This window comes from Parahaemophilus parainfluenzae, assembly GCF_001053575.1.
GTDB lineage: Bacteria > Pseudomonadota > Gammaproteobacteria > Enterobacterales > Pasteurellaceae > Haemophilus_D > Haemophilus_D parainfluenzae_S.
This window is the reverse complement of record NZ_JVSL01000033.1, coordinates 1-25682: the sequence shown is the minus strand read 5'-3', so window position 1 is coordinate 25682 and position 25682 is coordinate 1. Positions and strand designations below refer to the sequence as shown.

Sequence of the window (25682 nt, the reverse complement as noted above, 5' to 3'; positions counted from 1 at the left end):
GGAATTCAATTTTCAGACGGTCTTTCTTTACTTTAGTCATCTCCAGTAAGATAATTAATGAAAACTATTATCAAAATATAGGCATTAGACTTGTTTCATCATAAGGAGATAACCATGGCAATGAATAGACGTGATTTTTTAAGAATAAGCGCAGCACTTACCGCAGCGGGCATGTCGCCTTCTCTCTTTGCGGCAACAAAAGAGCAATTTACCATTTATGGCGCACCCGCGATGCCAAGTGTGACCATTGCGGTGGCGGCAGCACAAGGTAAATTGGCCAAACAAGCGGATGTCGCATTAGAGATTTGGCGTTCGCCAGATCAATTGCGTGCGGGTGTAGCAAGTGGGCAATTTAAAGTGATGATGAGCCCAAGTAATGTGGGCGTGAATTTACGTAATCAAGGGCAACAAGTTGGCATGGTGAATATTCTCACCAATGGGATTACGCAGTTGATGTGTAAAGGTGGTGCTATTACTTCACCGCAAGAATTGGTGGGTAAAAAAATCCTTGTGCCATTTAAAAACGATATGCCAGACATCGTATTACAAGCTTTACTGAAAAAACTAAATATTGATATTAATAAAGTGGATATCACCTATGCGGCAACACCAACTGAAGCGATTGGTTTGTTCCTACTGAAAGATTTCCATGCGGCCATCCTGCCGGAACCGATGGCGAGCGCCGTTGTGCAAAAAGCTAAAATTGTCGGTACAGAGATTGTACGTGGCTTCGATTTAGTGAAAGAATGGGGACAAGCGTTTAGCACAAAACCACTTATTCCAATGGCGGGCATTATTGCTAACGAAGAATATTTCCACGCACACAAGGCGGAGTTTGATCTACTTCACCAAGATTTAAGTGATGCGTTAAACTGGGTTATGGCTAACCGTAAAAGTGCGGCTGAAATTGGCGCCAATTATCTGCCAGCACCAGAAGCCGCTATTGAAATGGGTTTAGACGGTGCGCGCTTAACGGTGACCAAAGCCAGTGAACTGAAGAATGAAATCATGCAATTCTACGAAACCTTGATGGCGTTCAATCCAAAACTCTTAGGTGGTAAATTGCCAGATGACAAATTCTTCTTGGCTTAATTTGAAACTGAATCACAACACATGATTAAAACTGACAAAATCCGTAAACCACAACCTGTCCTGTTTTACATCATCGACTATCTCTGGAGCGGTTTTACCGGCTTGAGTGTGGCGATGATGGTAGTTGCCTTGTGGGCTTGGGGCAGTGCGATATTTGGTGAATTTATGCTGCCTGCTCCTTCGGATGTTTTTCAAAAAGCCCTTGAGCTGCTCGATCATTTCCAACAAAACGAAATCAGTATTTCGTTATGGCGTTCTGTGGTGGGTATTACCATTGCATTAGTCGCAGGCTTAGCGGCAGGGCTGATTGCGGGGAGCTTTAAAACCGCTATGGCATTGCTCAAACCCGTCATTACGATTTTATTAGCCATGCCGCCAATTATTTGGGTCGTGATGGCGTTATTTTGGTTTGGTTTTGGTAATCCAAGTGTGCTATTTACCATTATCGTATTAGTCGCCCCGCTGACCTTTGCCAGTGCTGCTATGGGGATGGCAAGTGTAAACAAACAACATGAAGAATTGTTTGATGCGTACAAACTCGGATTGTGGAAAAAAATCCGCTATTTGTATATTCCCCATCTCACAGGCTATGTCATTTCCAGCATTGGCGTCGCGGTGGCTATGGGCGTGAAAGTCGTGATTATGGCTGAGCTTTTGGGAGCCAATGAGGGTGTGGGGGCACAGATTGCCGATGCCAGAGCCATGTTAGATACATCAACGGTCATGGCTTATGTGTTGTTGGTGATTGTGTTTGTTTCCCTCTTTGAATATTTAATTACCAAGCCATTGGAAATACTATTTATGCCGTGGAGAAGATAATGCTGAGTTTAAAGAATGTGCGTTTTGAAATTCTCCGCGATCCCATCGTGCGCGATTTCAGTATGGATTTACAAACGGGCGAAGTGAAAACTTTATTCGGTCCTAGTGGCTGTGGCAAAACGACTGTGCTGCGTTTAATTTCAGGTTTAGAAACGCCAAAATCGGGCGAAATCAATAATACATTCCGTAAAACGGGCTTTCTGTTTCAAGAAAATCGCCTATTAGAAAATCTCACTGCCATGCAGAATATTGCCATTTTTATGGATAATCCTAATGAAAATGAAATCATCGCGCTGGCAGAAAAGATCGGACTTTCTTCGGGTGATTTGAATAAATACCCAACCGAATTATCCGGCGGTATGGCAAAACGCGTGGCATTTTTGCGTCTATTACTATGTGGCTGTGATTTAGCCTTATTGGACGAGCCTTTTGTCGGTTTGGATCGTGATTTACGGGATATTTTAGCCGCCATATTAGTAGAAAAAATTGAGCAACAAGGCATGGCTTGCATTTTAGTGACGCACGATCGTTTTGAAGCGGCTCGATTAAGCCGAGAGATTATGCAGCTTTCACCAAAAGGGATGGATGTGCAAAATGTGATTACCTTGCCTACGCCATTATCCGAACGCAATTCAGCCTTTGAAGAAACCGTAGTCGCACGCGAATTTCAAGGAATCCATTATTATGAATAATTTCTTTACCCATCCGATGCGACCCTTTTTTGTTGGTGCAGCCATTCTTGCGATTGTTGGTGCCTTGAGCTTTTTCATCAGCCCCGATGATCTCATCCTACACCGCAAAATTTTCTTAGAATTTATGCTGCCAGCTGCATACGGTGGCTTTCTAACGGCTTCCATGCTCGAATGGACAAATTACAAAGGCAATTTAAAACCTATTGCGACAATATTAGCAGTGCTCTTGCTTTCGGGATTGGTGTTATTGCCATTTTCCCCGCAAACCGCCTCGTTTTTAGTGGCAGCTTATTGGCTCGCATTGTTACTCTTTTGTGCTTGGCTGTTTTGGTTGGATCGCAATACCGACAATTTTACTTTACTGATGTTACTTGCTGCATTTACTGTTTGTCAGACGGCTTACGCCATGACTGATAGTCTGAAATTATTGCGGGCACAGGTGCATTTGAATATGGCGGCGGTAATGTTTGTATCAATTCGAGTCAGCATTCTATTAGGCGCAGAGGCACTGAAAGAAAGTACATTGAAAGATCCTGTATTTATCCCGAATGTCGTGTATAAAAATATCGCAATTACATTTTTATTACTTCATACCGCAGCAGAGCTTTGGTTGCCTACACAAACAGCCGCTTTTACAGCCTTTGCCGTTGGCTTTATCTTGCTTGCCAAGTTACGCGAATTACATCATCACGAACTGCTACGTAAACATTATGTACGCACTTATTATTTCCTTCAACTGTTCGCCGCGATTGGCTATTTGTGGATTGGAATAAATAAATTACTTGATGAACCTACTGCCGATCCATTACACATGGTGACACTCGGTGGCATTCTTGGCAGTATGATGATGATTTGGCTCACCGCGGGATTATGGCATAGTGGTTTTACGAAACTGGATTACCCAAAACTCTGTCGCCTTGCCGTGCTTTGCCTTTTCACGGCGGCACTTTCCCGAGCCTGTTTGATGTATGTGGACGAGCTATTTTTTATCACGATTCCCGCTATTTTAATTGCCATCGTGTTTGTGCTATATCTCGCAACCTTTGTGCCGATATTCCGAAACAATGCCTTTACGGATGATCCTGAATAAATGACCAATCCGCACATCAACGGGCGGATTTTTGATATTTTTTAGACCGCACTTAATAGGCTTTTAATTGTGCCATGGCTTTACAATCTGCGGTTTGATGATCATCTTCGGTAATTAAACTTTGCAGGAAATGTTTAATTTCGGTCAGTTCGGCAATTTTTTCTTCGACTGAAACCAAATGCTTAGCCAACATACTGTCGACTTCGCAATGTTGAGATTGCTGCGTTTTCAACGCATTAAAATATTTAATTTCGGCCAAGCTAAAATCTAACGCTCGGCAGGTTTTAATAAACTTTAATTGCTTCAAACTGGCTTCATCATAATCTCGATAACCATTTGCAAGACGTTTAGGCTCCGGCATCAAGCCCATTTTTTCATAATAACGAATGGTTTCTAAATGAATACCGCTTTGTTTGCTGAGTTCGTTAATTTTCATTTTTTTAAAATCAAGCCTTGACCTTGTAGTTGCTACGGACTTTATACTTTATCCTAAGTTAATCAAAGACACAATGAGGAGCAGTATGTCCGGCCATCATTCTCATGAACATCATGATCATTCATCTCATGAGCATATTCCACAAGATAAAAAAATCTTAGCACTCAGTTTTGCCATCATTACGGGCTTTATGGTTGTCGAATTTGTTGGAGGCTATTGGTTTAACAGTTTGGCACTCATGGCTGATGCGGGGCACATGGCAAATGATAGCTTATCGTTATTTTTAGCCTTGTTGGCGTTATTTCTATCTGCTCAAAAGCAACGATACATTGCCCTACTTAATAGCGGTTCATTGATTGTCGTGGCATTGATGATTTTATTTGAAGCCATTCAACGCTGGCAAAATCCCATCGAGATGATGGCATTACCGATGCTTGGGGTGGCATCTCTCGGGTTATTGGTGAATCTTTTCGTTGCAAAGATAATGTTGAACAGCGATCATGATAATCTCAACATCAAAGCGGCGTATCTACATGTACTCACCGATTTATTCGGTTCCATTATTGCTATTCTTTCGGGGCTAAGCACCTATTTACTTGGATGGTTATGGGTTGATCCGCTAGCAAGTATAATACTAAGTGTACTGGTATTAAAAAGTGGGATTGGCACATTCCGTTTGGCGCTTAAAAACATCTAAAAAATGAACCGCACTTTGTTTTGAGATTAACAAAGTGCGGTCAATTTTCAGCGATTATTTCAACTCGCCTCGTTCTACAATAATTCCGACATGATTTGCTTGAGCAACTGCTTTGGGTTTGCTTAATTTAAGACGTAACCATGAAATACCAAAACGTTGTTGTAATTGGTCTGCCACTTCATAAGCCACTCGCTCAATCAATAAAAATGGCTTAGCTTGAACATAATCTAAAATAAATTGGCTCACTTCTGCATAATTGAGGCAGTATTGCACATCATCCGTTTCTGCGGCTTTTTGACAATCCCATGCCATTTCCAAATCAAAAACGATCTTTTGTTTAATTTGTTGTTCCCAGTCATACACGCCAATTTGTGCGAAGACGACTAATTCTTCAATAAAAATACGATCCATCTCTCATTCCTGTAAAAATATAGTGGGCTTATGCTACCAAGTTTGGTTAAAATAACGAACAAGTTTTTCAAATACAATCAAGATTATGGAGCACAAAATGAGCCTATTTGCCCTTTTTTATATGATTTTTGCTTATTTACTGGGTTCGATTTCCAGTGCAATTTTGATTTGTAAGGTAGCAGGTTTGCCTGACCCACGAAAAAATGGATCTCATAACCCAGGTGCGACAAATGTATTGCGTATTGGCGGACGTTGGGCGGCTCTCACAGTATTAATTTGCGATATTTTAAAAGGGATGTTACCGGTTTGGGCGGGGTATTATTTAGGGCTCACGCAATTTGAATTAGGCATGGTGGCATTAGGCGCATGTTTAGGCCATATTTTCCCTATTTTCTTTCAGTTTAAAGGCGGGAAAGGTGTCGCGACCGCATTCGGTGCGATTGCGCCCATCTCTTGGGGCGTCGCCGGTTCAACGCTAGGCACTTGGTTGCTAGTATTCCTAATTAGCCGTTATTCCTCATTAAGTGCGGTTATCACTGCACTTCTTGTACCGTTTTATGTTTGGTGGCTTAAACCTGAATTTACCTTCCCCGTTGCCTTAGTTTGTTGCTTACTAATTTATCGCCACCACGACAATATTCAACGCTTATGGCGAGGCCAAGAAGATAAAATGTGGGGAAAATCTAAAAAGAAATAAATAAAAAAACCTGTCGATTATCGACAGGTTTTCTTTTTATCAAAACGGCTTAGAAATCAACCGCACTTTTAAGTTTTTTCAGTGCGTTGGCTTCAAGCTGACGAATACGTTCTGCAGACACATTATATTTTGCTGCAAGATCGTGAAGGGTGGCTTTATCATCATCTAACCAACGTGCTTTGATAATCTCTTGGCTACGTTCATCAAGATTAGCTAACGCTGTACCTAATTTTTCTGTGGCTTGTTCTTCAAAGTTTTCACTTTCAAGTTCTGCCGCAAAGTTTGAGCTTTTATCTTCTAAATATAAAGAAGGTACATAAGCCTCATCGTCATCGTCTGTTGGCAAATCAAAGCCGACATCAGCCCCTGTCATACGGGATTCCATTTCGATGACATCTTCTTTTGACACGCCAAGCTCATTCGCCACCATATCCACTTCGTTTTCATTGAACCAACCTAAACGTTGTTTGGTTTTACGTAGGTTAAAGAACAATTTACGTTGTGCTTTTGTGGTCGCGACTTTCACAATACGCCAGTTACGAAGGACATATTCGTGGATTTCAGCTTTGATCCAGTGCACCGCAAAAGATACAAGGCGAACGCCTACTTCCGGATTAAAACGTTTTACCGCTTTCATTAATCCGATATTACCTTCTTGAATTAAATCTGCTTGTGGCAATCCATAACCAGAATAACCACGCGCAACATGAATAACAAAACGTAAGTGTGATAAAACTAATTTTTTCGCTGCTTCAATATCACCGTCATAATACAAACGTTCTGCTAAGCTTTTTTCTTCCTCTGCAGTGAGCATCGGATATTCGTTTGCTGCTCGAATATAACCTTCGATGCTACCTTGAGGTACTAACATCATTTGAGTTTCTTTATTCATTCTTCTCCTCACAGCATGCGGAGCGACGCCCCGACTCATTACTTATTTGTTATTGTATAACAACTGTTGTCATTATACCTCAATTTGTTTTATTTGACAGTTTTTAACGATTGAAAGTTCAGATTAATCACTAAAAATTTTCAAATTATTTTAATGGCACAAGCGAATAAATGACATCCTCCGCCGTTACCTTAAACAATAAATCAATATTCGGGTGTTTGCCAGGATTTTTCTTCGCATCTTCAACGTGTTCAGCAAACCACTCAATGCCTTGTTGTGCAGAAGTGTGGTCTAATTTCCCATTAAATTTTTCTGCTAACGCATGATAAAGACGAAGCGAACCTAACTTACCTGGCGCAGCGGGAATATGATGAATCACCGTTTCACCGTTTAATACGTCTAAACCTGTTAGATGATCAATGCTTGGTAAAGTCTCTAAAATGTCTTTAAAGTTCATGATTGCTTTCCTACATACTTTTTAACTGTTATATCATTATAATTTACAATGTACCCAAATTTCGATACTTTCCTCTTCACAACTAAAATAATGCTTGGATACGATTGTTGATAAACTATTTTTGAGTTAAATAACTCATCACCATATTCTTTTGAGGTTACATAAACATAATATTTTGGCCTTTGTCTATACCCACCTTTTTCGTACTCTAATTTCGTAATAATAACTTCAGAAGTTTTTTCCTCTCCAAATACTGTTGAGTAACATATCATAAACAGCGGTTCTAGAAAGATAAAAGCTATTACGGGTGGAGTTAATATCAACTCTAATGCTACTCTAATCCATGAAAATCTCCCTGTTTTATCTGAGCTATATCGAATGGAAGATTTCAAGGTTCTATATTCATAATAATCATCAGAATTCGACCAAAGAATTATTGGAATACCAATACAATAAGCAACAAAAATACACCAATATAGGGTACGATTACTATACGAGTGTATATAATGTGTATCAGTAAGATAAATTAATCCCCATAGCACCCCGACGAAGAGTGAGAATAAGGTCAAAAGACAAAGTAGCAGCCCTAAATTAGAATATCTTTTAAACATCGCTTAAGAAATTACTTGCTCTGAATTTACTTCGCCATTCCCCCCCATAAAGCGCACTTCGGGCTGTAAATACACACCAAATTTATCTGCTACGGTTTGACGGATATGATGTGCAAGCTTAACAACATCCTGTCCCGTAGCATTGCCTTTATTAATGAGCACTAAAGCTTGTTGTTGATGAACGGCCGCGCCACCGATTTGAAAACCTTTTAAATGGCATTGATCGATTAACCAACCCGCAGCAAGTTTCACAGAGCCATCCGGTTGTGGAAAGTGCGGTAGATTTTCGACCTGTTTTTGGATTTTCACAAATTGTTCTGCACTCACCACAGGATTTTTGAAGAAACTGCCCGCATTACCAAATTCTTTTGGATCGGGTAATTTGCTACGGCGAATATGGCACACTTCATCAAACACTTGTTTTGCCGTTACCGTTTGAGGATCAAAATTCACTAATGAGCCATATTTTAAAATCGGTTGCCAATTTTTCGCTAATTTCAATCCAACAGCCGTTATCACATAACCCTGCGCATAGCGATGTTTGAAAATACTTTCACGGTAACCAAATTCACATTCGCTCGCCTGCAAACGGAATTGTTCGCCCGTGTTAAGATTCAACACATCCACATAATCGCACACATCTTTAAACTCTACGCCATACGCACCGATATTTTGAATTGGTGCGGAGCCGGCACAGCCTGGAATGAGTGCAAGATTTTCTAAACCATTAATTCTTTGTGAAAGCGACCATTCCACCAACTGATGCCAATTTTCGCCACCATTAACATGCAAATAATGGTAATCGCTATCTTCTGTATGTTGAATACCCGATAAACGGTTAACAATTACAACACCTTGGAAATCTTCTAAAAACAGCATATTGCTGCCTTGACCTAAAAATAAGACTGGTAGCTTTTCAGCTTTCGCCTTTTGCCAAGCTTGTTGGATTTGTTCAATCGATGTGGCTTCAATAATTTCACGTGCATTTGCTGGAATATTGAAGGTGTGAAACGGTTGTAAACTTTGCATTAACTTTCCTTAAAAAAACGTGTGAGGGAGCGTGATTTTCACCATCGTACCACCTTGCTCCCCTTTTAAAATTGTAAGCTGAGCATTTAATTGGCGACTGCGTTCAGTCATGATATTTAAACCATAATGCCCTTCTGGCTCGTCTAACGTCGGAATCCCTACGCCATTATCTTGCACAAGAATTTCGTATTCCCCTTCTGCATTGATGTGTGCTTTTACCTCAATCAACGTACCTTTTGAGTGTTTAATCGCATTCAGCGTTGCTTCACGCACAATTTGTAGAACGTGCACTAATTCTTGTGGATTTAAACTTTGTGATGGCAAACTGCAGTCCACGGTCATTTGCATCTTCGTTTGCGAACGTAAACTTTCGATAACTTGCTCCAAGGCAACCTGTAGATTGGCTTCTTGTACCGTTAAACGGAAAGTCGCTAATAATTCTCGTAATTGAGAATACCCATCTGATAAGGCTTGTTCAAATTCGCCAATGATCGCAATGCTTTTCTCTTTTGATTCCTCGTCTTCTTTCTTCAAATTATGCTTTAACAGCGTTAATTGAATTTGTAAGAAAGACAGCACTTGTGCCAACGAGTCATGTAATTCCCGTGCAATAATGGACCGCTCTTCCATCAATAAGAGTTGCTCTTGCTGGCGTTGCGTTTTGTGCGAATACAACGCTTTTGCCACCATTTGCCCTAAGTTTTTCATCATGCGTGGATCAGGACAAGGCAAACCGGCTTGCCATGAGAGCACAGCCAAGTTTTCATTTTCAATAGAAAGTTCTTCGACTTGAAGTGATTGTTTAGGATCTTTTTGACCAAAAGAAATTTCCCAATGTTCTGAGCCGAAAATTTCTAACTCAATATAGCGTAAATGTTCGCTGACACGAATATGATTGAGCACTTGGCTGAGAATTTTATCATTAATCTTTGTGGGCGTAAGCAACTGCGAGCTTTGATAAAGTGTGGTTAAAGAGCGGTTAGTTTGGCGCAACTTTTGCGTTTTCTCATTAACGGCATCTTCTAAACGTGAATAAAGTCGCCCTAATTCCGAGGACATTTGCGTAAACACTTTCGCCAAGACACCAAGCTCATTACCACTTTCTGTATCAAGCTGGATATGTTTAAACTGCCCCATTTGCACTTGCATACTGGCTTTGGTCATCAGCTCTAAAGGCTTCACTACTTCGCGCTTTAGATACCAAATGACATAAGACACCATGGCCAAAATTAACAACATCGACACGCATAGCACTGAAACCGCACTAATCCATTTTTGTTCAGCAAAGCGTTGTAATTCCAACACGAAATCGTCGACATCTTGTACATAACTTTTCAGTTCTGCATGATATTTTTCGATTTGATGCGCACGGGCGAAATCAGACATCACCGCCCAGCGTTGTAGAATTTTTTGATAGGATTCTCTCACCCCTGAAGGTGCAAAAAGCTGATTCTGCACAGAAAGCAAGGCCTCAGCATTGAGGCTTCGTTGATAACGCACCAGATTCTGTTCAACCGTATCCGGCGAACGTTCCATTTCTGTTAATAGTCGATAACTTTGCATACGCAAAGAACCGGAGATATTAATGGCTTCCGCATCCGATTTATTACTGGCCATCACGAGCAAACTCAATGAGCTAATAATGCCCATGAAGATAATGACCACAAATAAATATTTAGCAATACGGGTAGAAACTGAACGTTTAGCGTACACGATAATTCTTCAACATTGGGGAAAGTGTCCATAGTTTAGCATAAAGTGCGGTTGAAATTGGCTGATTTTTCATAAATAAAAAACATCGGCTTTAACCCCGATGTTTTCAAAAACATTAATTTTTTTGACCGCACTTAGCTTAATTCTTTGCCTTTTAATTCTGGCACTAAGAAGACTGTCGCCACCATGTCGATCACATAAATCACTGCTAAGAAAGCAATCGCAATACTGAATGAGTACGCGGATACAATCGCGCCAACAACAACCGGTCCAAAACCACCTACGGCACGACCTAAGTTAAACAACACATTTTGTGCTGTTGCTCGCGCTTCTGTCGGATAGGCTTCTGCCATTAACGCCCCATAACCGCCCATCATGCCATTGACAAACATCCCTAAGAATGCGCCAGCCACCAACATCGCAGTTGGATCAGTTAATTGAGAGTAAGTGATGATGCTAATCACAGCACCTAGTTGGAATAATAAGAAACTTGGTTTACGTCCGATTTTATCGGCTAAGCGACCAAAAATCCAAATCCCCGCCATCATGCCGCATACAGTAACGGCAGTCCATAAACCCGATTTCGTTAAACTAAAGCCAAGTTGTTTAGATAAGAAGTTTGGCATCCAAATCATAATGCCGTAGTAACCGAAGTTTTGTACAGACGTTAAAACCACTATGCCAAGGCTCACTTTTGTGGTTGCGCTATCTTTCACTAAAAGTTTAAAAGATTCCAGCTTTGATATTTTTTGTGCTGAAAGTTCGGTCTGTTTTTGTGAGAAAATTTCAGGTTCATGTAAGCGAACTCGTAAATACCAAGCCACAAATGCCGGGAAGATACCGACAACGAACATACCGCGCCAGCCGATATGTGAAAGCAATACTGGGGTGAGTAACGCAGCCGCTAACACACCCACTTGCCAACCTAATGCCACATAAGACGCTGCTTTTGCACGGTGTTTTGCAGGCCAAGCTTCAATGGCTAATGCCATACCGATACCAAATTCACCGCCTAAACCGATACCCGCGATGGTGCGATAAATTAATAAATCCCAATAGCCTTGTGCGATTGCACATAAACCGGTAAATACGGCGAAGAGGACGATTGTCCAAGTCAGTACGCGTACACGTCCATAACGATCGCTTAATGCACCAAATACAATACCGCCCACCACAGCACCAATAAGTGTCCAGGTAACTAATGAGCCAGATTGTGCGGGGGTTAAATTAAGATCGGCCGAAATGGCACTAAGCATAAATCCAAGAATAAGAAGATCGAATCCATCCATCGCGTAGCCGACAGCTGATCCAATCAAGGCTTTCCAGCCATATTGATTGACGTTTGTCATGATTGAGGTCCCTTTTGCTACTCACGGGTAGCGTTTAAAGTGAAATGATGAGGAAAGAAATTTTCCGACGCCTAGTTTAGAGAAATTGACGGAATTTTGCAAGAATGAGAAAAGCAAAGTGCGGTTGATTTTATTCAAGTTTTTATTTTTTCAATAAAATTCGAATTAATAAGGCAATGGCTGCCGCATCATCCACCAAACCTAATGGGCCAAGCACCGCTTCAGGCAAAATATCAATCGGACTGAACAAATAAATCAGAATGATGGCGATTTTAATTAACTTTGTTTTATTCATAGTCATTGGACGAAAAGAAAAAGATCAGGTAAATTCTACAACTTATCCGAATGGTGAATCATCACAAAACGTTCCCAAAGCTGCTCTTCGCTTTCTTGATGCTCAGGATCTGGCTTAATGCAGTTTGTAATCGGGCAAACTTTTTGGCAAGTTGGCGTGTCATAATGACCAACACATTCCGTACAAAGGACAGGATCGATCACATAGATCTCCTCGCCGATTGAAATTGCTTCATTCGGGCATTCAGGGAGACACATATCGCAGTTTGTGCATTTGTTTGTGATCAGTAACGCCATACCATTCCTTTATATGAGAAAGCGGCGAATTATAGCCGACAAAAGCAAAATTGACAAAATTTAAACAGGATTTTTATGAAAAAACAGGTTTCTACTCTTTCCCTTATTGCCCTTGCCGCATTTAGCATTTGGCAATATTTCACTGAACACAAAAAAGACACCAAACCCGCCCCAACAACCACACAGCAACAAAGCCAAAGTGCGGTCAAAAATACCAAAGATTTTGGTAATTATGATGTCGTCATGCGCGATGATGCCATTGGACAAAATAAAAATGCCCCTGTTGATTACTATATGTTGGCCTTATCTTGGTCGCCTGCATTTTGTGAAAAACAACGTGCGCAATATGGCAATAATTTACCTGATTCAGCGCAATATCAATGTAGTACAAAAAATCAATTTGGCTGGGTGGTGCATGGCTTATGGCCACAAAATGCGAATGCACGTTCTGTTACGGATCATCCACGTTTTTGTAAGGGTGATTTAGCACCGCTTCCAGTTGAAACCCTCGAACCTTATCTTTCAATCTCGCCAGGTGCAAAATTATTGCAAGGCGAATGGGAAAAACACGGCAGCTGTGCGTTTGATTCAGCGGAAGCTTATTTCAAACAAGAGAAAGCATTATTTGAATCACTCTCCTTGCCAAACGAACAATTAAGCCGTAAAGAATTATTTCAATGGATGAAGCAGAATAATCCACAACTAAAAGGCGTTTATTTAGGCGCGAACCATAATGAATTATTCATTTGCTATGATCGCCAATGGCAAGTGATCGATTGCCCGAAATAAGCATAATTCGCTTTTTTATTTGATCTACATCGTTACAACCTAGTAAGATCTAGGTATAATGTCCCAGTTTAATTTTAACTAACCCAAGAGGAAAGCTTATGTCAGTAATCAAAATGACCGACTTAGATTTAAAAGGTAAACGTGTATTTATTCGCGCGGACTTAAACGTACCGGTAAAAGATGGCAAAGTGACATCTGATGCGCGTATTCGTGCGACTATCCCGACGTTAAAACTGGCTTTAGAGAAAGGCGCAAAAGTGATGGTTACCTCTCACTTAGGTCGTCCAACTGAAGGTGAATTAAAACCTGAAGACTCTTTACAACCGGTTGTTGATTACTTAAAAGACGCAGGTTTCAATGTGCGTTTAGTGCAAGACTACTTAAACGGTGTGGATGTTAAAGAAGGCGAAATCGTTGTTTTAGAAAACGTACGTGTAAACAAAGGTGAGAAGAAAAACGATCCTGAATTAGGTAAAAAATATGCCGCACTTTGCGATGTCTTCGTAATGGATGCATTCGGTACCGCTCACCGTGCACAATCATCAACTTACGGCGTAGCGGAATTTGCACCAGTTGCCTGTGCAGGTCCATTACTTGCAGCAGAATTAGAGGCATTAGGTAAAGCATTAAAAGAACCTGCTCGTCCGATGGTTGCGATCGTAGGCGGTTCTAAAGTTTCCACTAAATTAGAAGTATTAAACTCTCTTTCAAAAATTGCTGACCAAATCATCGTGGGTGGCGGTATTGCGAATACTTTCATCGCAGCAGCAGGCCACAATGTAGGTAAATCATTATATGAAGCAGATTTAATCCCTGTAGCAAAAGAATTAGCAGCAAGCACGGATATTCCAGTTCCAGTTGATGTACGTGTTGGTACTGAATTCTCTGAAACTGCACCTGCAACAGAAAAATCAGTAACCGAAGTGAAAGACGATGAATCTATCTTCGATATCGGTGATAAATCTGCAGAACAATTAGCTGAAATCATCAAAAATGCAAAAACCGTTTTATGGAATGGTCCAGTTGGCGTGTTTGAGTTCCCTAACTTCCGTAAAGGTACTGAAATCATTTCTCACGCGATTGCAAACAGCGATGCATTCTCTATCGCAGGTGGTGGTGATACTTTAGCAGCTATCGATTTATTCGGTATTGCAGATAAAATCTCTTACATCTCTACCGGTGGTGGCGCATTCTTAGAATTCGTTGAAGGTAAAGTATTACCAGCAGTAGAAATTCTTGAAAAACGTGCGAACGGTTAATTAAATGACTTCTATCCCCTCTGCACAGAGGGGATAAATATTGATTCTTCAAACGGAGGATAAATCCTCCAAAACAAAAGGAAACACAACTATGGCTAAATTATTAGATATCGTAAAACCTGGCGTAGTAACAGGTGAAGATGTACAAAAAATCTTTGCTTATGCCAAAGCAAACAACTTCGCGATCCCTGCAGTAAACTGCGTGGGTTCAGACTCCGTAAACGCAGTATTGGAAACCGCTGCTCGTGTGAAAGCACCAGTAATTATCCAATTCTCAAACGGTGGTGCAGCTTTCTACGCAGGTAAAGGTATCAAACCAACAAGCGGTGCACGTCCAGACGTTTTAGGTGCGATCGCAGGGGCGAAACACGTTCATACTTTAGCCAAAGAATACGGTGTGCCAGTTATTCTTCACACCGACCACGCAGCGAAAAAATTACTTCCATGGATCGATGGCTTACTTGAAGCGGGTGAAAAACACTTTGCAGAAACTGGTCGTCCATTATTCTCTTCTCACATGCTTGACTTATCTGAAGAGCCAATGGAAGAAAACATGGCAATCTGCCGTGAATACCTTGCTCGTATGGATAAATTAGGCATGACCCTTGAAATCGAAATCGGTATCACCGGTGGTGAAGAAGATGGCGTGGATAACTCTGATGTAGATGAATCTCGTTTATATACCCAACCATCTGATGTGCTTTACGTTTACGACCAATTAAACCCAGTAAGCCCTAACTTTACCGTTGCTGCTGCATTCGGTAACGTACACGGTGTTTACAAACCAGGTAACGTAAAATTAAAACCATCTATTTTAGGTGCATCACAAGAGTTCGTGGCAAAAGAACGCAATCTTCCTGCTAAACCAATCAACTTCGTTTTCCACGGTGGTTCAGGTTCTAGCCGCGAAGAAATCCGCGAAGCAATTAGCTATGGTGCAATCAAAATGAATATCGATACTGATACTCAATGGGCTGCATGGAATGGTATTTTAAACTTCTATAAAGCAAATGAAGCTTATCTTCAAGGTCAATTAGGTAACCCTGAAGGTCCTGATGCACCGAACAAAAAATACTACGACCCACGTGTTTGGTTACGTAAAATGGAAGAATCAATGTCTAAACGTTTAGAACAATCTTTCGAAGACTTAAACTGCGTTGATGTTTTATAATCCATAAAAATAGACTAAAATAAGACCGCACTTTCTAGTGCGGTTTTTTTATTTAACAAGAGAAAACATGAAAAAAATTTTAGTCATTCGTAACGATAAACTGGGTGATTTTGTTCAGGCGTTTCCGGCTTTTGCGATGTTGAAAGCCTCAAATCCCGAGCTAAAACTAACCGCACTTGTGCCTGCTTATACAGCCCCATTGGCTCAAATTTGTCCCTATTTAGATGATGTCATCATTGATAGTACCAAGAACGACAAAGCGGATTTCAGTCGTCTTGTTAAAGAAATCAAAGAGCAGCAATTTGATGGCATGATTAGCTTCTTTTCCAATACTCATAACGGTAAATTAGCGTGGAAAAGTGGGATTCCTTATCGTCTTGCACCCGCGACAAAATGGGTGCAAATCCTTTATAACCATCGTTTAACACAACGACGTTCACGTTCAGAAAAATCGGAAGCAGAATACAATCAAGATCTGGCTCGGGCGTTCTTAAAGAAACACAACATGCCGATTGTAGAACCTAAACCACCTTACCTTTCATTTCCTGAAAGTGCGGTTAAAAATCAACGTGTTTTTCTTCAAGAACAATTCGGTTTATCGGCGGATAAAAAATGGGTCTTTGTGCATAGTGGAACAGGTGGCTCAGCAACAAGCCTTTCATTGTCGCAATATGCTCAATTGATACAAGGTTTATTAAACGAATTTGACTGTCAGATTATCTTAACGGCAGGACCAGGTGAAAGTGAAAAAGCCCATGAGCTAGCGGCAAAAGTCGATAGTCAAAATGTGATTGTTTACGATAAGAATAAAGGATTGATTGATTTTGCACATTCTCTGGCTTGTGCGGATTTATTCATTGCAGGCTCTACTGGACCATTGCATTTAAGCAGTGCATTCAATGTGCCAACGATCGGATTCTATCCAAATAGTCGCTCATCTCAGCCTCGTCGTTGGAAACCAATTAATGATGCAGATAAACACCTTGCTTTCTGCCCGCCAAAAGGGAAAGACGAAATGAATTTAGGCTTAATTTCGATTGATGATGCCTTAATGGAGATTATCCCCTTCGTGCGGAAGATGTGGCAAGCGAGCAATTGAGTTTAAGCATAGCTGTACAATCCAACCTATTGCGGCGGCAAAAACAACAGTACCTATTCCGACTGTGCCGCCGAGAATATAACCCAACACACAAACCGACACTTCAAGGCTTGTTCTTACAATCCCTACTTTTAAATGAAAGCGTTGACAAAGTCCTACCATTAAACCATCTCGAGGCCCCGCCCCCTGATGACAGGTTAAATACAATGCCGTTCCTAACCCATAAAGCAAAAGCCCAATGCCGCCGAATAAAATTTGGCTAAAAAGTGCGGTTGGTTCAGGCATCATTTTCACAGTTAAACCAAGAAAAAAAGCAATCACGATAATATTCAAAATCGTACCAAGCCCAAATCTCAACTTAAGGGGAATCCAAGCTAACATCACCAAACAGCTAATCCAAAATGATGCCCAACCAATACTAACATCAGCTTGTAATGCCACACCTTGAGAAAGTACGGTCCAAGGTGAGGAACCCAAATTAGCGAGCACAATTAAGCCATCTCCAATGCCCAGTATTGCCAATGCAAATAATAGCATCGACATCGTTTTACCTTCGACTGACCATAGCGATTTTGCGGCCCAACTGGTGTGAGGAATCACCCGTGCTTTTTTCATATTATTCCCATGTATATTTAACACTTACATCATAATGGGAAACCCCATAAAACCAAAACATTTTAACGTCATATGATATAACCGAATTGACTGATAAATATCATAAATGTGATGTAGATCACATTGTCAAAATTGTCATCACTCAGCCACTGACTTAAAATAGGCTACCCTTCTAAATTAGGACATGATTATGCTTGCATCTCTTCAAGATATTTTGGATACCGTAAAATCCAACACACTCACCTATCAACAAAAACTCATGTGTTTAGGCAATATTGCCGAGCGATTATTTGATCCTCGGGAATTATTAGGCTACACAGATGAAGAATGGCAATTCCTTCAAAATCAAATGATCTGTGATTTAAATGAAGGCTACGCGATTTATCGTCCTCGCTATATTTTGCCGGATTACAATGTGTATATTAAAAAAGGCTGTGAATTCCTTGAATTACCGCCGCCAAAAGATCTTGATGAAGCATTAGATGGCTTATTGATTTTATATTCCCACGTACCCTCCATCACCACATTCCCAGTTTACATTGGGTGCTTAGACGTGCTACTTGATCCGTTTATTACCGATGAGGAACAAGACTACATCAAAATTAAACGTTTCTTAAATCATGTGGATAAAACTGTGCCGGATTCATTCTGTCATGCCAATATTGGACCTTATGACACCAAAGCAGGGCGTTTGATTTTAAAAGCGGTGATTGAATTGGAAGCGCCAACACCCAATATGACCATTCGTTACGATAAGAGCAAAACAAGTCGTGAATTTGCAGAATTAGCGGCAAAAGCGTGCTTATTGGTTTCTAAACCCTCTTTTGCCAATGATGCTTACTACATTTCTGACTTAGGCGAACAATATGGCATTGCAAGCTGCTATAACGCATTACCTGAATGTGGCGGGGCTTATACTCTCACTCGTTTGCGTTTAGGGACTATCGCGCGCGCCTGTAAAACCGTGGATGAAATGATCAATGAGCTCTTACCTCGTGTAGCAAAATGTGCACTTTCCACAATGGATAAACGCCATAAATTTGTAGTGGAAGAAAGCAACTTCTTCAATACCTCATTCCTCGAAAAAGAAGGTTTTATCAAACGTACTAATTTTACGGGAATGTTTGCCATTGTTGGTCTCGCAGATGCGGCAAATCATTTATTGCAACAAGAAGGCTTAAACGAAACCTTTGGTAAAAGCCAACGCGGTGATGAAATTGCGACCTTGATTATGGATAAATTAAAAGAAGTCACGGATAACCATGAAGGCGTGTATGCTGAACGCACGGGCAATCGTTATTTATTACATGCTCAAGTAGGCGCAAGCAATCATGAAGAAGATAAACGTAATGCGCCTGCACATCGCATTCGTGTAGGTGAAGAACCTACATTACTGGCCCATTTAAAACAATCGGCGCCATTCCATAAGTACTTCCCATCAGGTACGGGAGATTTGTTTGCCTTTGACCAAACCTATGTGGATCATTTAGATGCCGTCGTCGATATTATTGATGGTTCATTTTCACAAGGTTACCGCTATATCACCACTTACCTTAAAAATACCGATTTGATTCGTGTAACGGGTTATTTGGTGAAGAAAAGCGAAGTGGAAAAATACCGTAAAGGTGAAGTGGCATTACGTGATACTACTTGGTATGGGTCTGGTACCGATGATTGTGCACAAGTCTTTGACCGTCAATTACGAGATGAACAAGATGTAAGTGCAAGCTAGAAAAAAGTGCGGTCGAAAAATCTTCTGTTTTTTGACCGCACTTATTCTTTTTCTGCCTTTTCTAAAATTGCTTTATGTTCTCGAATCAATGCCATAAACGGCTGCCCAAAGCGTTCTAATTTGATCGCCCCGACTCCATTAATTTGTAGCATTTCAATATTACTTGTTGGCATATATTGCGCCATTTCTTGTAACGTCGCATCATTAAAGACAATATAAGGTGGAATATTTTCCTTATCCGCTAGCTGCTTCCGTAGGAAACGCAAACGCGCAAACAGATCTTTATCGTAATTTACCACTGTATTTTTATGGGATGTATGCACAATTTTATTAATGGATGAAATGCGCGGCATTGCCAATTCAAGCGGCACTTCGCCTTTTAAAACAGAGCGAGCGCTTTCTGTGAGCTGAAGCGTTGCACTATTAAACTCACCGATCACTTGTTGAATAAAACCAAGGTGGATAAGCTGGCGAATCACGGATTGCCAATGTTCTTTGCTTTTATCTTTACCAATGCCATAAACACTTAACTTATCATGTTGGCGTTCTACAATTTTTTGGTTATGCATCCCTCGCAATACCGCAATCACATATTGCACGCCGAAACATTGCCCCACACGATAAATCGTCGACATCACTTTTTGTGCATCAATTAAGCCATCATATTTCTTTGGCGGATCAAGACAAATATCGCAATTTTGACAAGGTGTTTGACGATGTTCGCCAAAATAATTGAGTAATACCAAGCGGCGACAAGTCTGACTTTCGGCAAATTCACCAATGGCTTCCAATTTATGTTGCTCAATTTGACGTTGTGGCGTCTCTGGCTTTTCAAGCAGAATCTTCTGTAACCAAGCATAATCAGCCGGTTCGTAGAACAGCACCGCTTCCGCAGGTAAATCATCTCGCCCCGCACGACCGGTCTCTTGATAATATGATTCAATGCTTCTCGGCAAATCAAAATGGGCGACAAAACGCACATTGGATTTATTAATGCCCATGCCAAACGCTATCGTCGCAACCACAACTTGAACATTATCTCGTTGGAAATCTTGTTGGACACGTTCGCGTAGTGCAGTTTCCATTCCCGCATGATACGCCGCAGCCGACACGCCTTTATTTCGTAAGGTTTCTGCTATACGTTCCACCTTCGAACGACTATTACAATATACAATGCCACTTTTGCCTTTTTGAGCTAACACAAAACGCGTAAGCTGTTCCATCGGCTTAAACTTTTCTTCCAACGTATAACGAATATTCGGGCGGTCAAAACTTCCAATGTATTTGTGAGGATTGTCTAATTTAAGATGAGTGAGAATATCCTGTCTCGTCGCGTAATCCGCTGTCGCCGTTAATGCCATAATTGGCGCATTTGGAAACGCCGCTTTTAAGCCACCAAGTTGGGTATATTCAGGACGAAAATCATGCCCCCACTGTGAAATACAATGTGCTTCATCAATAGCGATAAAGGAAATTTGGGCATAAGAAATCAGCTGAAAAAAGCTGTTTGTCATCACTTTTTCAGGCGAAACATATAATAATTTTAATTGTCCTGAAATCAGCTTATTTTCAACTTGCTGTTGTTGTTCTGGCGTCTGACTAGAGTTTAGAAAATCGGCTTCAATACCGTTTGCTTGTAGTTGATCCACCTGATCTTTCATTAAAGAAATCAAAGGTGAAATCACTAATGTGAGACCAGGAAAACAAAGTGCTGGAATTTGATAACACAAGGATTTGCCATTTCCTGTGGCCATCACCACTAAGGCATCCTGACCGCTTAACGCAGCGTGAATCACTTCTTCCTGCCCTTTGCGGAAAGATTGGTAACCAAAAACAGACCGCAACGTATTAAGTGCGGTCGTTTTTAAATCTGTTTTTTGCGGGGTATGTTCCGCGAGTTCGGCCATTAGAATGTTACCGTTTCTCCGTGAGCAGCAACCGCCTCGGTTAAACAATCCCAAAAGCGTTTGCCATCATTTGCCACCCAATCATTATTTTTATAGGCAAAATGGAATCCACCCAAACGGCTCGCAAGCCAAAGTTCAAGAAGTGGTTCTTGCTTATTGATAACAATTTGTGAACGATCATCAAATGTAATGGTAAATACCGAACCTTGCGTTTCGCAATCCACATCACAATCTTGATTCTCTAACGCTTCTTCAATTTTTTGCCAAACCTGTTCAATATTTTGGTGAAATTCTGCAACATTCATAAAATTTTCCGATTAAATCTGATAGAATGCCGTGAATTATAAAGCCTTTCGCCTCGTTGGCAAAGGCAGATTTTACTTATTAGAGAGATTGAAAAATGAAAAAATTACTTTCTATTTTATTACTCAGTGCATTCTGTACTTTGGCTACAGGTTGTGGTGTAAAAGGGCCATTATATTTTCCTGAAAAAGAACAGCCTCAAAACACACAAAAAACACAATAAAAACTGACCGCACTTAAAGGATTCGTCATGGATTTTTTCCAATATAAAAACGAGCAACTTTATGTTGAAGATTTGCCCGTCAAACAACTCGCTGAAGAATTCGGCACTCCGCTTTATATTTATTCTCGTGCCACACTTGAACGCCATTGGCATGCCTTTGATTCTGCTTTAGGAAAGCATCCACACTTAATTTGTTATGCCGTTAAAGCCAATTCCAATATTGGTATATTGAATGTAATGGCAAAATTAGGTTCAGGCTTTGATATTGTTTCACAGGGCGAATTAGAACGCGTCTTAGCAGCTGGCGGAGAGGCTTCAAAAGTCGTCTTTTCTGGTGTAGCAAAATCTCATGCCGAAATTATGCGAGCGTTAGAAGTAGGCATTCGTTGTTTTAATGTGGAATCTATTGCGGAATTACATCATATCAATCAAATTGCCGGTGAAATGGGCAAAGTTGCGCCTATTTCTTTACGCGTGAATCCCGATGTTGATGCCCATACCCACCCTTACATCTCCACTGGATTAAAAGAAAATAAATTTGGTGTGAGCGTAGATGAAGCGCGAGAAGTCTATAAATTAGCTGCAACCTTACCTCATGTGAAAATTACCGGTATGGATTGCCATATTGGCTCTCAGCTTACCGAATTACAACCCTTCTTAGATGCAGCGGATCGCCTCATTCGTTTAATAGAACAGTTAAAAGAAGATGGTATTACGTTAAAACATTTAGATCTCGGTGGCGGTTTAGGCGTAACTTATACTGATGAAACGCCACCTCATCCAAGTGATTATGCGACTGCGCTACTGAATAAATTAAAAGATTATGAAGATCTCGAAATTATTTTAGAACCAGGTCGAGCGATCGCGGCGAATGCGGGAATTTTAGTGGCTAAAGTTCAATACTTAAAAAGTAATGAAAGCCGAAACTTTGCGATTACCGATACCGGCATGAACGATATGATTCGTCCAGCACTCTATGAAGCTTATATGAACATCATTGAAATTGACCGCACTTTAGGGCGTGAAAAAGCCATTTATGATGTTGTTGGCCCAGTATGCGAAACCTCTGATTTCTTAGGTAAACAGCGTGAGCTCGCTATTGCTGAAGGGGATTATATTGCTCAACGTTCTGCAGGAGCTTATGGTGCAAGCATGTCCTCAAACTACAATTCTCGTCCACGCACGGCTGAAGTGTTAGTGGATAGAAACAAAGCTCACTTAATTCGTCGCAGAGAAAATCTCAGCGAATTATGGGCACTAGAAAGCATCGCTAAATAAATAAAAACGGTCAAGACTTATATCTTGACCGTTTTTTATATAACTAAATAATTCGAGAGAATTGTTGTCGTTTTGCTGCAGCTCTTGAATAGGTGTCAAAGCATAAGCAAATATTACGAATTAATAATCGACCTTTAGGCGAAACTTGTAAGCCCGTTTCCATCTCAGAAATTAATCCATCTTCAAGTAATGGTTTTAATAACTGTAAATCTTCAGCAAAGTGCTTTTTGAAATCAATATTATATTGTTTTTCAATTGGTGCAAAATCAAGCTTAAAGTTACAAATCAACTGCTTAATCACATCACGGCGTAAGCAATCCTCTTCTGTCATCGCTAAACCTTTATGTAATGCGATTCCTGAATTTTCCACATCATGATAATAATGTTTTAATTCTTTTTGGTTTTGAGCATACGTATCACCCAATAAACTAATAGCTGACACACCTAAACCAAGCAAATCACATTCTTCCTGAGTAGTATAGCCTTGGAAATTTCGATGTAGAACACCTTTCTCTTGAGCAATCGCTAATTCATCATCTGGTTTAGCAAAATGATCCATACCGATAAACTTATAGCCTGCATTGCCCAAAGTTTCGATAGTTTTCTGTAAGATCTCTAATTTAGTTTCCGGTGGCGGTAATTGTTCTTCTTTAATTTTTGCTTGTCCCGCAAATCGACTTGGCAAATGGGCATAGTTAAAGATACTTAAACGATCTGGATTTAATTCAATCACTTTATTTAATGTAAACATAAAGCTTTCGACGTTTTGAAGTGGCAATCCATAAATTAAATCAAGGTTCGTCGATTGAAAACCTAACTCACGAGCACGAACAAGTAACGCATTCACAAACTCTTCATCTTGTTCACGGTTTACCGCTTTTTGAACCGCTTTATTGAAATCTTGTACACCCATGCTAATTCGGTTAAAACCAATATTGCGTAAATGATCAAGCATGTCGAGCTCAATTTCGCGTGGGTCCATCTCAATACTAACTTCTGCATTATCCGCAATCGTAAAATGATCTTTAAGCATCTTCATCAAACGAGCAGATTGCTCTTCTGTCAAATAAGTCGGTGTACCACCGCCCCAATGCACTTGAGTCGCAACACGATTTTTGAATAATTCTGAACGCGCTTTGATTTCTTTTTCAAGGTAATCAAGATAAATATCCGCCTTATGTTGATGACGAGTAATCACCTTATTACAGCCACAGAAGTAGCAAAGTTTGTGACAAAACGGAATGTGTACGTAAAGGGAAAGTGGTCTTTCCGGATAACGATTAGCCGCTGCAATAAAATCTTTGTTTGTGTAACTTTCATTAAATTCTAATGCAGTTGGATAAGATGTATAACGAGGTCCTGATTGGTTATATTTTTGAATTAACGCAAGATCCCAAATAATTTCAGACATTAAGCTTCCCCAAATTTATCTACGTCATTTAAAAACTGACGTAACTCCAACATAATTTCTTCTTCAAATTTTGCTTCTGCACTTTCTCGCTCAAGATCGAGTTTCATTCTTTCTTTTTTTAATAAGGCTTTTCTAGCTTCATGCGTAGGCATTTCTTTCACAATGTTATAAAGTGCATACATCGCTTGATATGGTTGCAAAGAGAGTCCCAAAGGGAGTAAAAGCATTGATAAACGAATCACCCCTTCTGAATGGTTGCAATCTCCATTTTGCATCGCTTTAGCGATAATTACCATACTCTCTTTTAGGCGTTTTGTACGTGCTATTTTAGCCTGCTTAATGAGAGTGTTTTGCTCGCGTAACTTCCTCAGTAATTTGAAAGCATAAAATGATACCCCAGCAATAATTCCCAAAGCAATAATACTTAAAATAATCGGCCACATGACAATTATCTGAATTGGTTGATATCAATTTTCTCGAAGGTTCGATAGAGGTCATCCTCTGTCTCTTCTTCATCTTGAATACCTAATTCTTCCATTAACTGAGCAATACGATCTAAGCATTCATCCACAAATTGTTGATCAGCTTTACTAATCGTTTTGCCTTCATCTAAGGCATCCAACAATTCATTTAGAATTTCATTATTTTCTAAACGTTCTAACTCAACTTCAGGCGCAAGTTTTTTCGGTTCTTTTACGGCTGGAATTGTCATCCCTTTCTCAGGCTTATTCACAAATTCAACAATCAGTGGAACCTTTTTACGGCTACCAATACGCGGATCTTTTTGTTCAACGACTTGATTATTTTTATTTTGTTCAGCGTTACTATGACGAGAACCGGATGCTAAACCTTTATGTTTACGTTTTTTCTTATCTTCTCTTGCTTTAGCGTCTAATTCATAACGTGTTAATTTCTTACCTGATAGCTTTGGTGCTTCAGGTTTCTTATCCGATTTACGAATTGGCATAATATCGCTAATTTTACGACTTTTCTTTTTACGAGCCATTTGTGTTATTTATCCTATAAAAAATTTTGGTGATTGTACCATTCCACCTATATTTTCTCATTAAAAGATTTAAACATCTTTAATAAAACTATTCTGATTTTGACCGCACTTTTACTTTATTAAAATCAAATATAAAAACAAAAACCCCAAGCCATTCAGCTCGGGGTTCACATTCAGTACCTGGCGGTGTCCTACTCTCACATGGGGAAGCCCCACACTACCATCGGCGCATCGGCGTTTCACTTCTGAGTTCGGTATGGGGTCAGGTGGGACCACCGCTCTATCGCCGCCAGGATTATTCCTTTAATAACTT

Annotated in this window: 28 protein-coding genes and 1 rRNA gene; 13 read left to right on the top strand and 16 right to left on the bottom strand. The window is 40.3% G+C overall.

The genetic code is table 11. The features are described 5' to 3' along the window. Window positions 1-114 precede the first annotated feature (114 nt). From AC979_RS07020 to AC979_RS07005, 4 genes are read left to right on the top strand one after another with little or no spacing between them, the layout of a single operon-like run. On the top strand, window positions 115-1092 hold the full coding sequence (locus AC979_RS07020) for an ABC transporter substrate-binding protein (protein ID WP_049373530.1): 978 nt from the start codon (window positions 115-117) through the stop codon (window positions 1090-1092). A 21-nt stretch (window positions 1093-1113) separates the two neighbouring features. Continuing rightward, a complete protein-coding gene (locus AC979_RS07015; protein WP_049373528.1) occupies window positions 1114-1911 on the top strand; it encodes an ABC transporter permease in 798 nt (265 codons plus the stop codon). Continuing rightward, window positions 1911-2603, top strand: a complete 693-nt coding sequence (locus AC979_RS07010; protein WP_193387054.1) for an ATP-binding cassette domain-containing protein — start codon at window positions 1911-1913, stop codon at window positions 2601-2603. The genes AC979_RS07015 and AC979_RS07010 overlap by 1 nt, the downstream gene beginning before the upstream one ends. After that, a complete protein-coding gene (locus AC979_RS07005) occupies window positions 2596-3693 on the top strand; it encodes an NnrS family protein (RefSeq protein WP_049373526.1) in 1098 nt (365 codons plus the stop codon). The genes AC979_RS07010 and AC979_RS07005 overlap by 8 nt, the downstream gene beginning before the upstream one ends. Window positions 3694-3745: 52 nt before the next feature. On the opposite strand, the gene AC979_RS07000 is transcribed toward AC979_RS07005, so the two are convergent. Further along, entirely contained in the window at window positions 3746-4129 is a 384-nt protein-coding gene (locus AC979_RS07000; RefSeq protein WP_049373524.1) for a MerR family transcriptional regulator, read from the bottom strand. 85 nt (window positions 4130-4214) lie between these two features. On the opposite strand from AC979_RS07000, the gene AC979_RS06995 reads away from it, so the two are divergent. Further along, window positions 4215-4826, top strand: a complete 612-nt coding sequence (locus tag AC979_RS06995) for a cation diffusion facilitator family transporter (RefSeq protein ID WP_049373522.1) — start codon at window positions 4215-4217, stop codon at window positions 4824-4826. A 54-nt stretch (window positions 4827-4880) separates the two neighbouring features. Here the strand turns inward: AC979_RS06995 and folB are convergent, their stop codons facing one another. Then, the gene (gene folB / locus AC979_RS06990; protein WP_049373520.1) at window positions 4881-5237 is read right to left on the bottom strand and encodes a dihydroneopterin aldolase; all 357 of its coding nucleotides are present in this window, start codon (window positions 5235-5237) and stop codon (window positions 4881-4883) included. A 97-nt stretch (window positions 5238-5334) separates the two neighbouring features. On the opposite strand from folB, the gene plsY reads away from it, so the two are divergent. Further along, window positions 5335-5934 carry a glycerol-3-phosphate 1-O-acyltransferase PlsY gene (gene plsY / locus AC979_RS06985; RefSeq protein WP_049373518.1) on the top strand — a complete coding sequence of 200 codons (600 nt, stop codon included), beginning with the start codon at window positions 5335-5337 and terminating at the stop codon, window positions 5932-5934. A gap of 49 nt (window positions 5935-5983) precedes the next feature. Here plsY and rpoH read toward each other — a convergent pair whose 3' ends face one another. The 7 genes from rpoH to AC979_RS06950 all read right to left on the bottom strand — a co-directional run bounded on the left by rpoH (window position 5984) and on the right by AC979_RS06950 (window position 12576). Then, a complete protein-coding gene (gene rpoH, locus AC979_RS06980) occupies window positions 5984-6826 on the bottom strand; it encodes an RNA polymerase sigma factor RpoH (protein ID WP_049373516.1) in 843 nt (280 codons plus the stop codon). Window positions 6827-6971: 145 nt separating this feature from the next. Beyond that, window positions 6972-7283, bottom strand: coding sequence for a DUF2322 family protein (locus AC979_RS06975; RefSeq protein ID WP_049373514.1), 312 nt, complete (start codon window positions 7281-7283; stop codon window positions 6972-6974). A gap of 614 nt (window positions 7284-7897) precedes the next feature. Then, window positions 7898-8923 carry a UDP-N-acetylmuramate dehydrogenase gene (gene murB / locus AC979_RS06965; RefSeq protein WP_049373511.1) on the bottom strand — a complete coding sequence of 342 codons (1026 nt, stop codon included), beginning with the start codon at window positions 8921-8923 and terminating at the stop codon, window positions 7898-7900. 9 nt (window positions 8924-8932) lie between these two features. Continuing rightward, window positions 8933-10636: a nitrate/nitrite two-component system sensor histidine kinase NarQ gene (gene narQ, locus AC979_RS06960; protein WP_049373508.1), complete on the bottom strand. Its 1704-nt coding sequence runs from the start codon at window positions 10634-10636 to the stop codon at window positions 8933-8935. 134 nt (window positions 10637-10770) lie between these two features. After that, window positions 10771-11985 carry an MFS transporter gene (locus AC979_RS06955; RefSeq protein WP_049373506.1) on the bottom strand — a complete coding sequence of 405 codons (1215 nt, stop codon included), beginning with the start codon at window positions 11983-11985 and terminating at the stop codon, window positions 10771-10773. 142 nt (window positions 11986-12127) lie between these two features. Then, window positions 12128-12280 (bottom strand): DUF1232 domain-containing protein, encoded by a 153-nt coding sequence (locus AC979_RS10165; RefSeq protein WP_005696968.1) that lies wholly within the window; start codon window positions 12278-12280, stop codon window positions 12128-12130. 35 nt (window positions 12281-12315) lie between these two features. Next, window positions 12316-12576 carry a YfhL family 4Fe-4S dicluster ferredoxin gene (locus AC979_RS06950; RefSeq protein ID WP_014064693.1) on the bottom strand — a complete coding sequence of 87 codons (261 nt, stop codon included), beginning with the start codon at window positions 12574-12576 and terminating at the stop codon, window positions 12316-12318. 75 nt (window positions 12577-12651) lie between these two features. Here AC979_RS06950 and AC979_RS06945 point away from each other — a divergent pair, with 75 nt between their 5' ends. From AC979_RS06945 to AC979_RS06930, 4 genes are all read left to right on the top strand, one after another. Then, window positions 12652-13365, top strand: a complete 714-nt coding sequence (locus AC979_RS06945) for a ribonuclease T2 family protein (protein ID WP_049373504.1) — start codon at window positions 12652-12654, stop codon at window positions 13363-13365. Window positions 13366-13463: 98 nt separating this feature from the next. Next, window positions 13464-14624: a phosphoglycerate kinase gene (gene pgk, locus AC979_RS06940; RefSeq protein ID WP_049373502.1), complete on the top strand. Its 1161-nt coding sequence runs from the start codon at window positions 13464-13466 to the stop codon at window positions 14622-14624. Between the two features lie 91 nt (window positions 14625-14715). Next, window positions 14716-15795, top strand: a complete 1080-nt coding sequence (gene fbaA / locus AC979_RS06935; RefSeq protein WP_005699675.1) for a class II fructose-bisphosphate aldolase — start codon at window positions 14716-14718, stop codon at window positions 15793-15795. 67 nt (window positions 15796-15862) lie between these two features. Beyond that, complete coding sequence (locus AC979_RS06930; protein WP_049373500.1) at window positions 15863-16894, top strand: glycosyltransferase family 9 protein; 1032 nt, start codon at window positions 15863-15865, stop codon at window positions 16892-16894. Here AC979_RS06930 and AC979_RS06925 read toward each other — a convergent pair. Then, window positions 16844-17509 carry a YczE/YyaS/YitT family protein gene (locus tag AC979_RS06925; protein ID WP_049373498.1) on the bottom strand — a complete coding sequence of 222 codons (666 nt, stop codon included), beginning with the start codon at window positions 17507-17509 and terminating at the stop codon, window positions 16844-16846. The two genes, AC979_RS06930 and AC979_RS06925, sit on opposite strands and share 51 nt — an antisense overlap. Window positions 17510-17699: 190 nt before the next feature. Here AC979_RS06925 and AC979_RS06920 point away from each other — a divergent pair, with 190 nt between their 5' ends. Next, window positions 17700-19241 (top strand): YjjI family glycine radical enzyme, encoded by a 1542-nt coding sequence (locus AC979_RS06920; protein ID WP_049373497.1) that lies wholly within the window; start codon window positions 17700-17702, stop codon window positions 19239-19241. A 41-nt stretch (window positions 19242-19282) separates the two neighbouring features. Here AC979_RS06920 and recQ read toward each other — a convergent pair whose 3' ends face one another. Next, on the bottom strand, window positions 19283-21148 hold the full coding sequence (recQ, locus tag AC979_RS06915; RefSeq protein WP_049373496.1) for a DNA helicase RecQ: 1866 nt from the start codon (window positions 21146-21148) through the stop codon (window positions 19283-19285). Continuing rightward, entirely contained in the window at window positions 21148-21453 is a 306-nt protein-coding gene (cyaY, locus tag AC979_RS06910; protein ID WP_014064685.1) for an iron donor protein CyaY, read from the bottom strand. The genes recQ and cyaY overlap by 1 nt, the downstream gene beginning before the upstream one ends. 95 nt (window positions 21454-21548) lie before the next feature. Here cyaY and lptM point away from each other — a divergent pair, with 95 nt between their 5' ends. Together lptM and lysA are read left to right on the top strand one after the other, a co-directional pair. Then, window positions 21549-21674 (top strand): LPS translocon maturation chaperone LptM, encoded by a 126-nt coding sequence (gene lptM / locus AC979_RS10575; RefSeq protein ID WP_005697346.1) that lies wholly within the window; start codon window positions 21549-21551, stop codon window positions 21672-21674. A gap of 27 nt (window positions 21675-21701) precedes the next feature. Further along, window positions 21702-22952: a diaminopimelate decarboxylase gene (gene lysA, locus AC979_RS06905; protein WP_049373495.1), complete on the top strand. Its 1251-nt coding sequence runs from the start codon at window positions 21702-21704 to the stop codon at window positions 22950-22952. Between the two features lie 43 nt (window positions 22953-22995). Here lysA and hemN read toward each other — a convergent pair whose 3' ends face one another. The 4 genes from hemN to rrf form a co-directional block, all read right to left on the bottom strand. Further along, a complete protein-coding gene (hemN, locus tag AC979_RS06900) occupies window positions 22996-24363 on the bottom strand; it encodes an oxygen-independent coproporphyrinogen III oxidase (RefSeq protein ID WP_049373494.1) in 1368 nt (455 codons plus the stop codon). Next, a complete protein-coding gene (locus AC979_RS06895; protein ID WP_049373493.1) occupies window positions 24363-24806 on the bottom strand; it encodes a DUF2489 domain-containing protein in 444 nt (147 codons plus the stop codon). The genes hemN and AC979_RS06895 overlap by 1 nt, the downstream gene beginning before the upstream one ends. Window positions 24807-24811: 5 nt before the next feature. After that, complete coding sequence (gene yihI / locus AC979_RS06890) at window positions 24812-25369, bottom strand: Der GTPase-activating protein YihI (RefSeq protein ID WP_049373492.1); 558 nt, start codon at window positions 25367-25369, stop codon at window positions 24812-24814. Between the two features lie 178 nt (window positions 25370-25547). Further along, window positions 25548-25663, bottom strand: a 5S ribosomal RNA gene (gene rrf / locus AC979_RS06885). Window positions 25664-25682 lie beyond the last annotated feature (19 nt).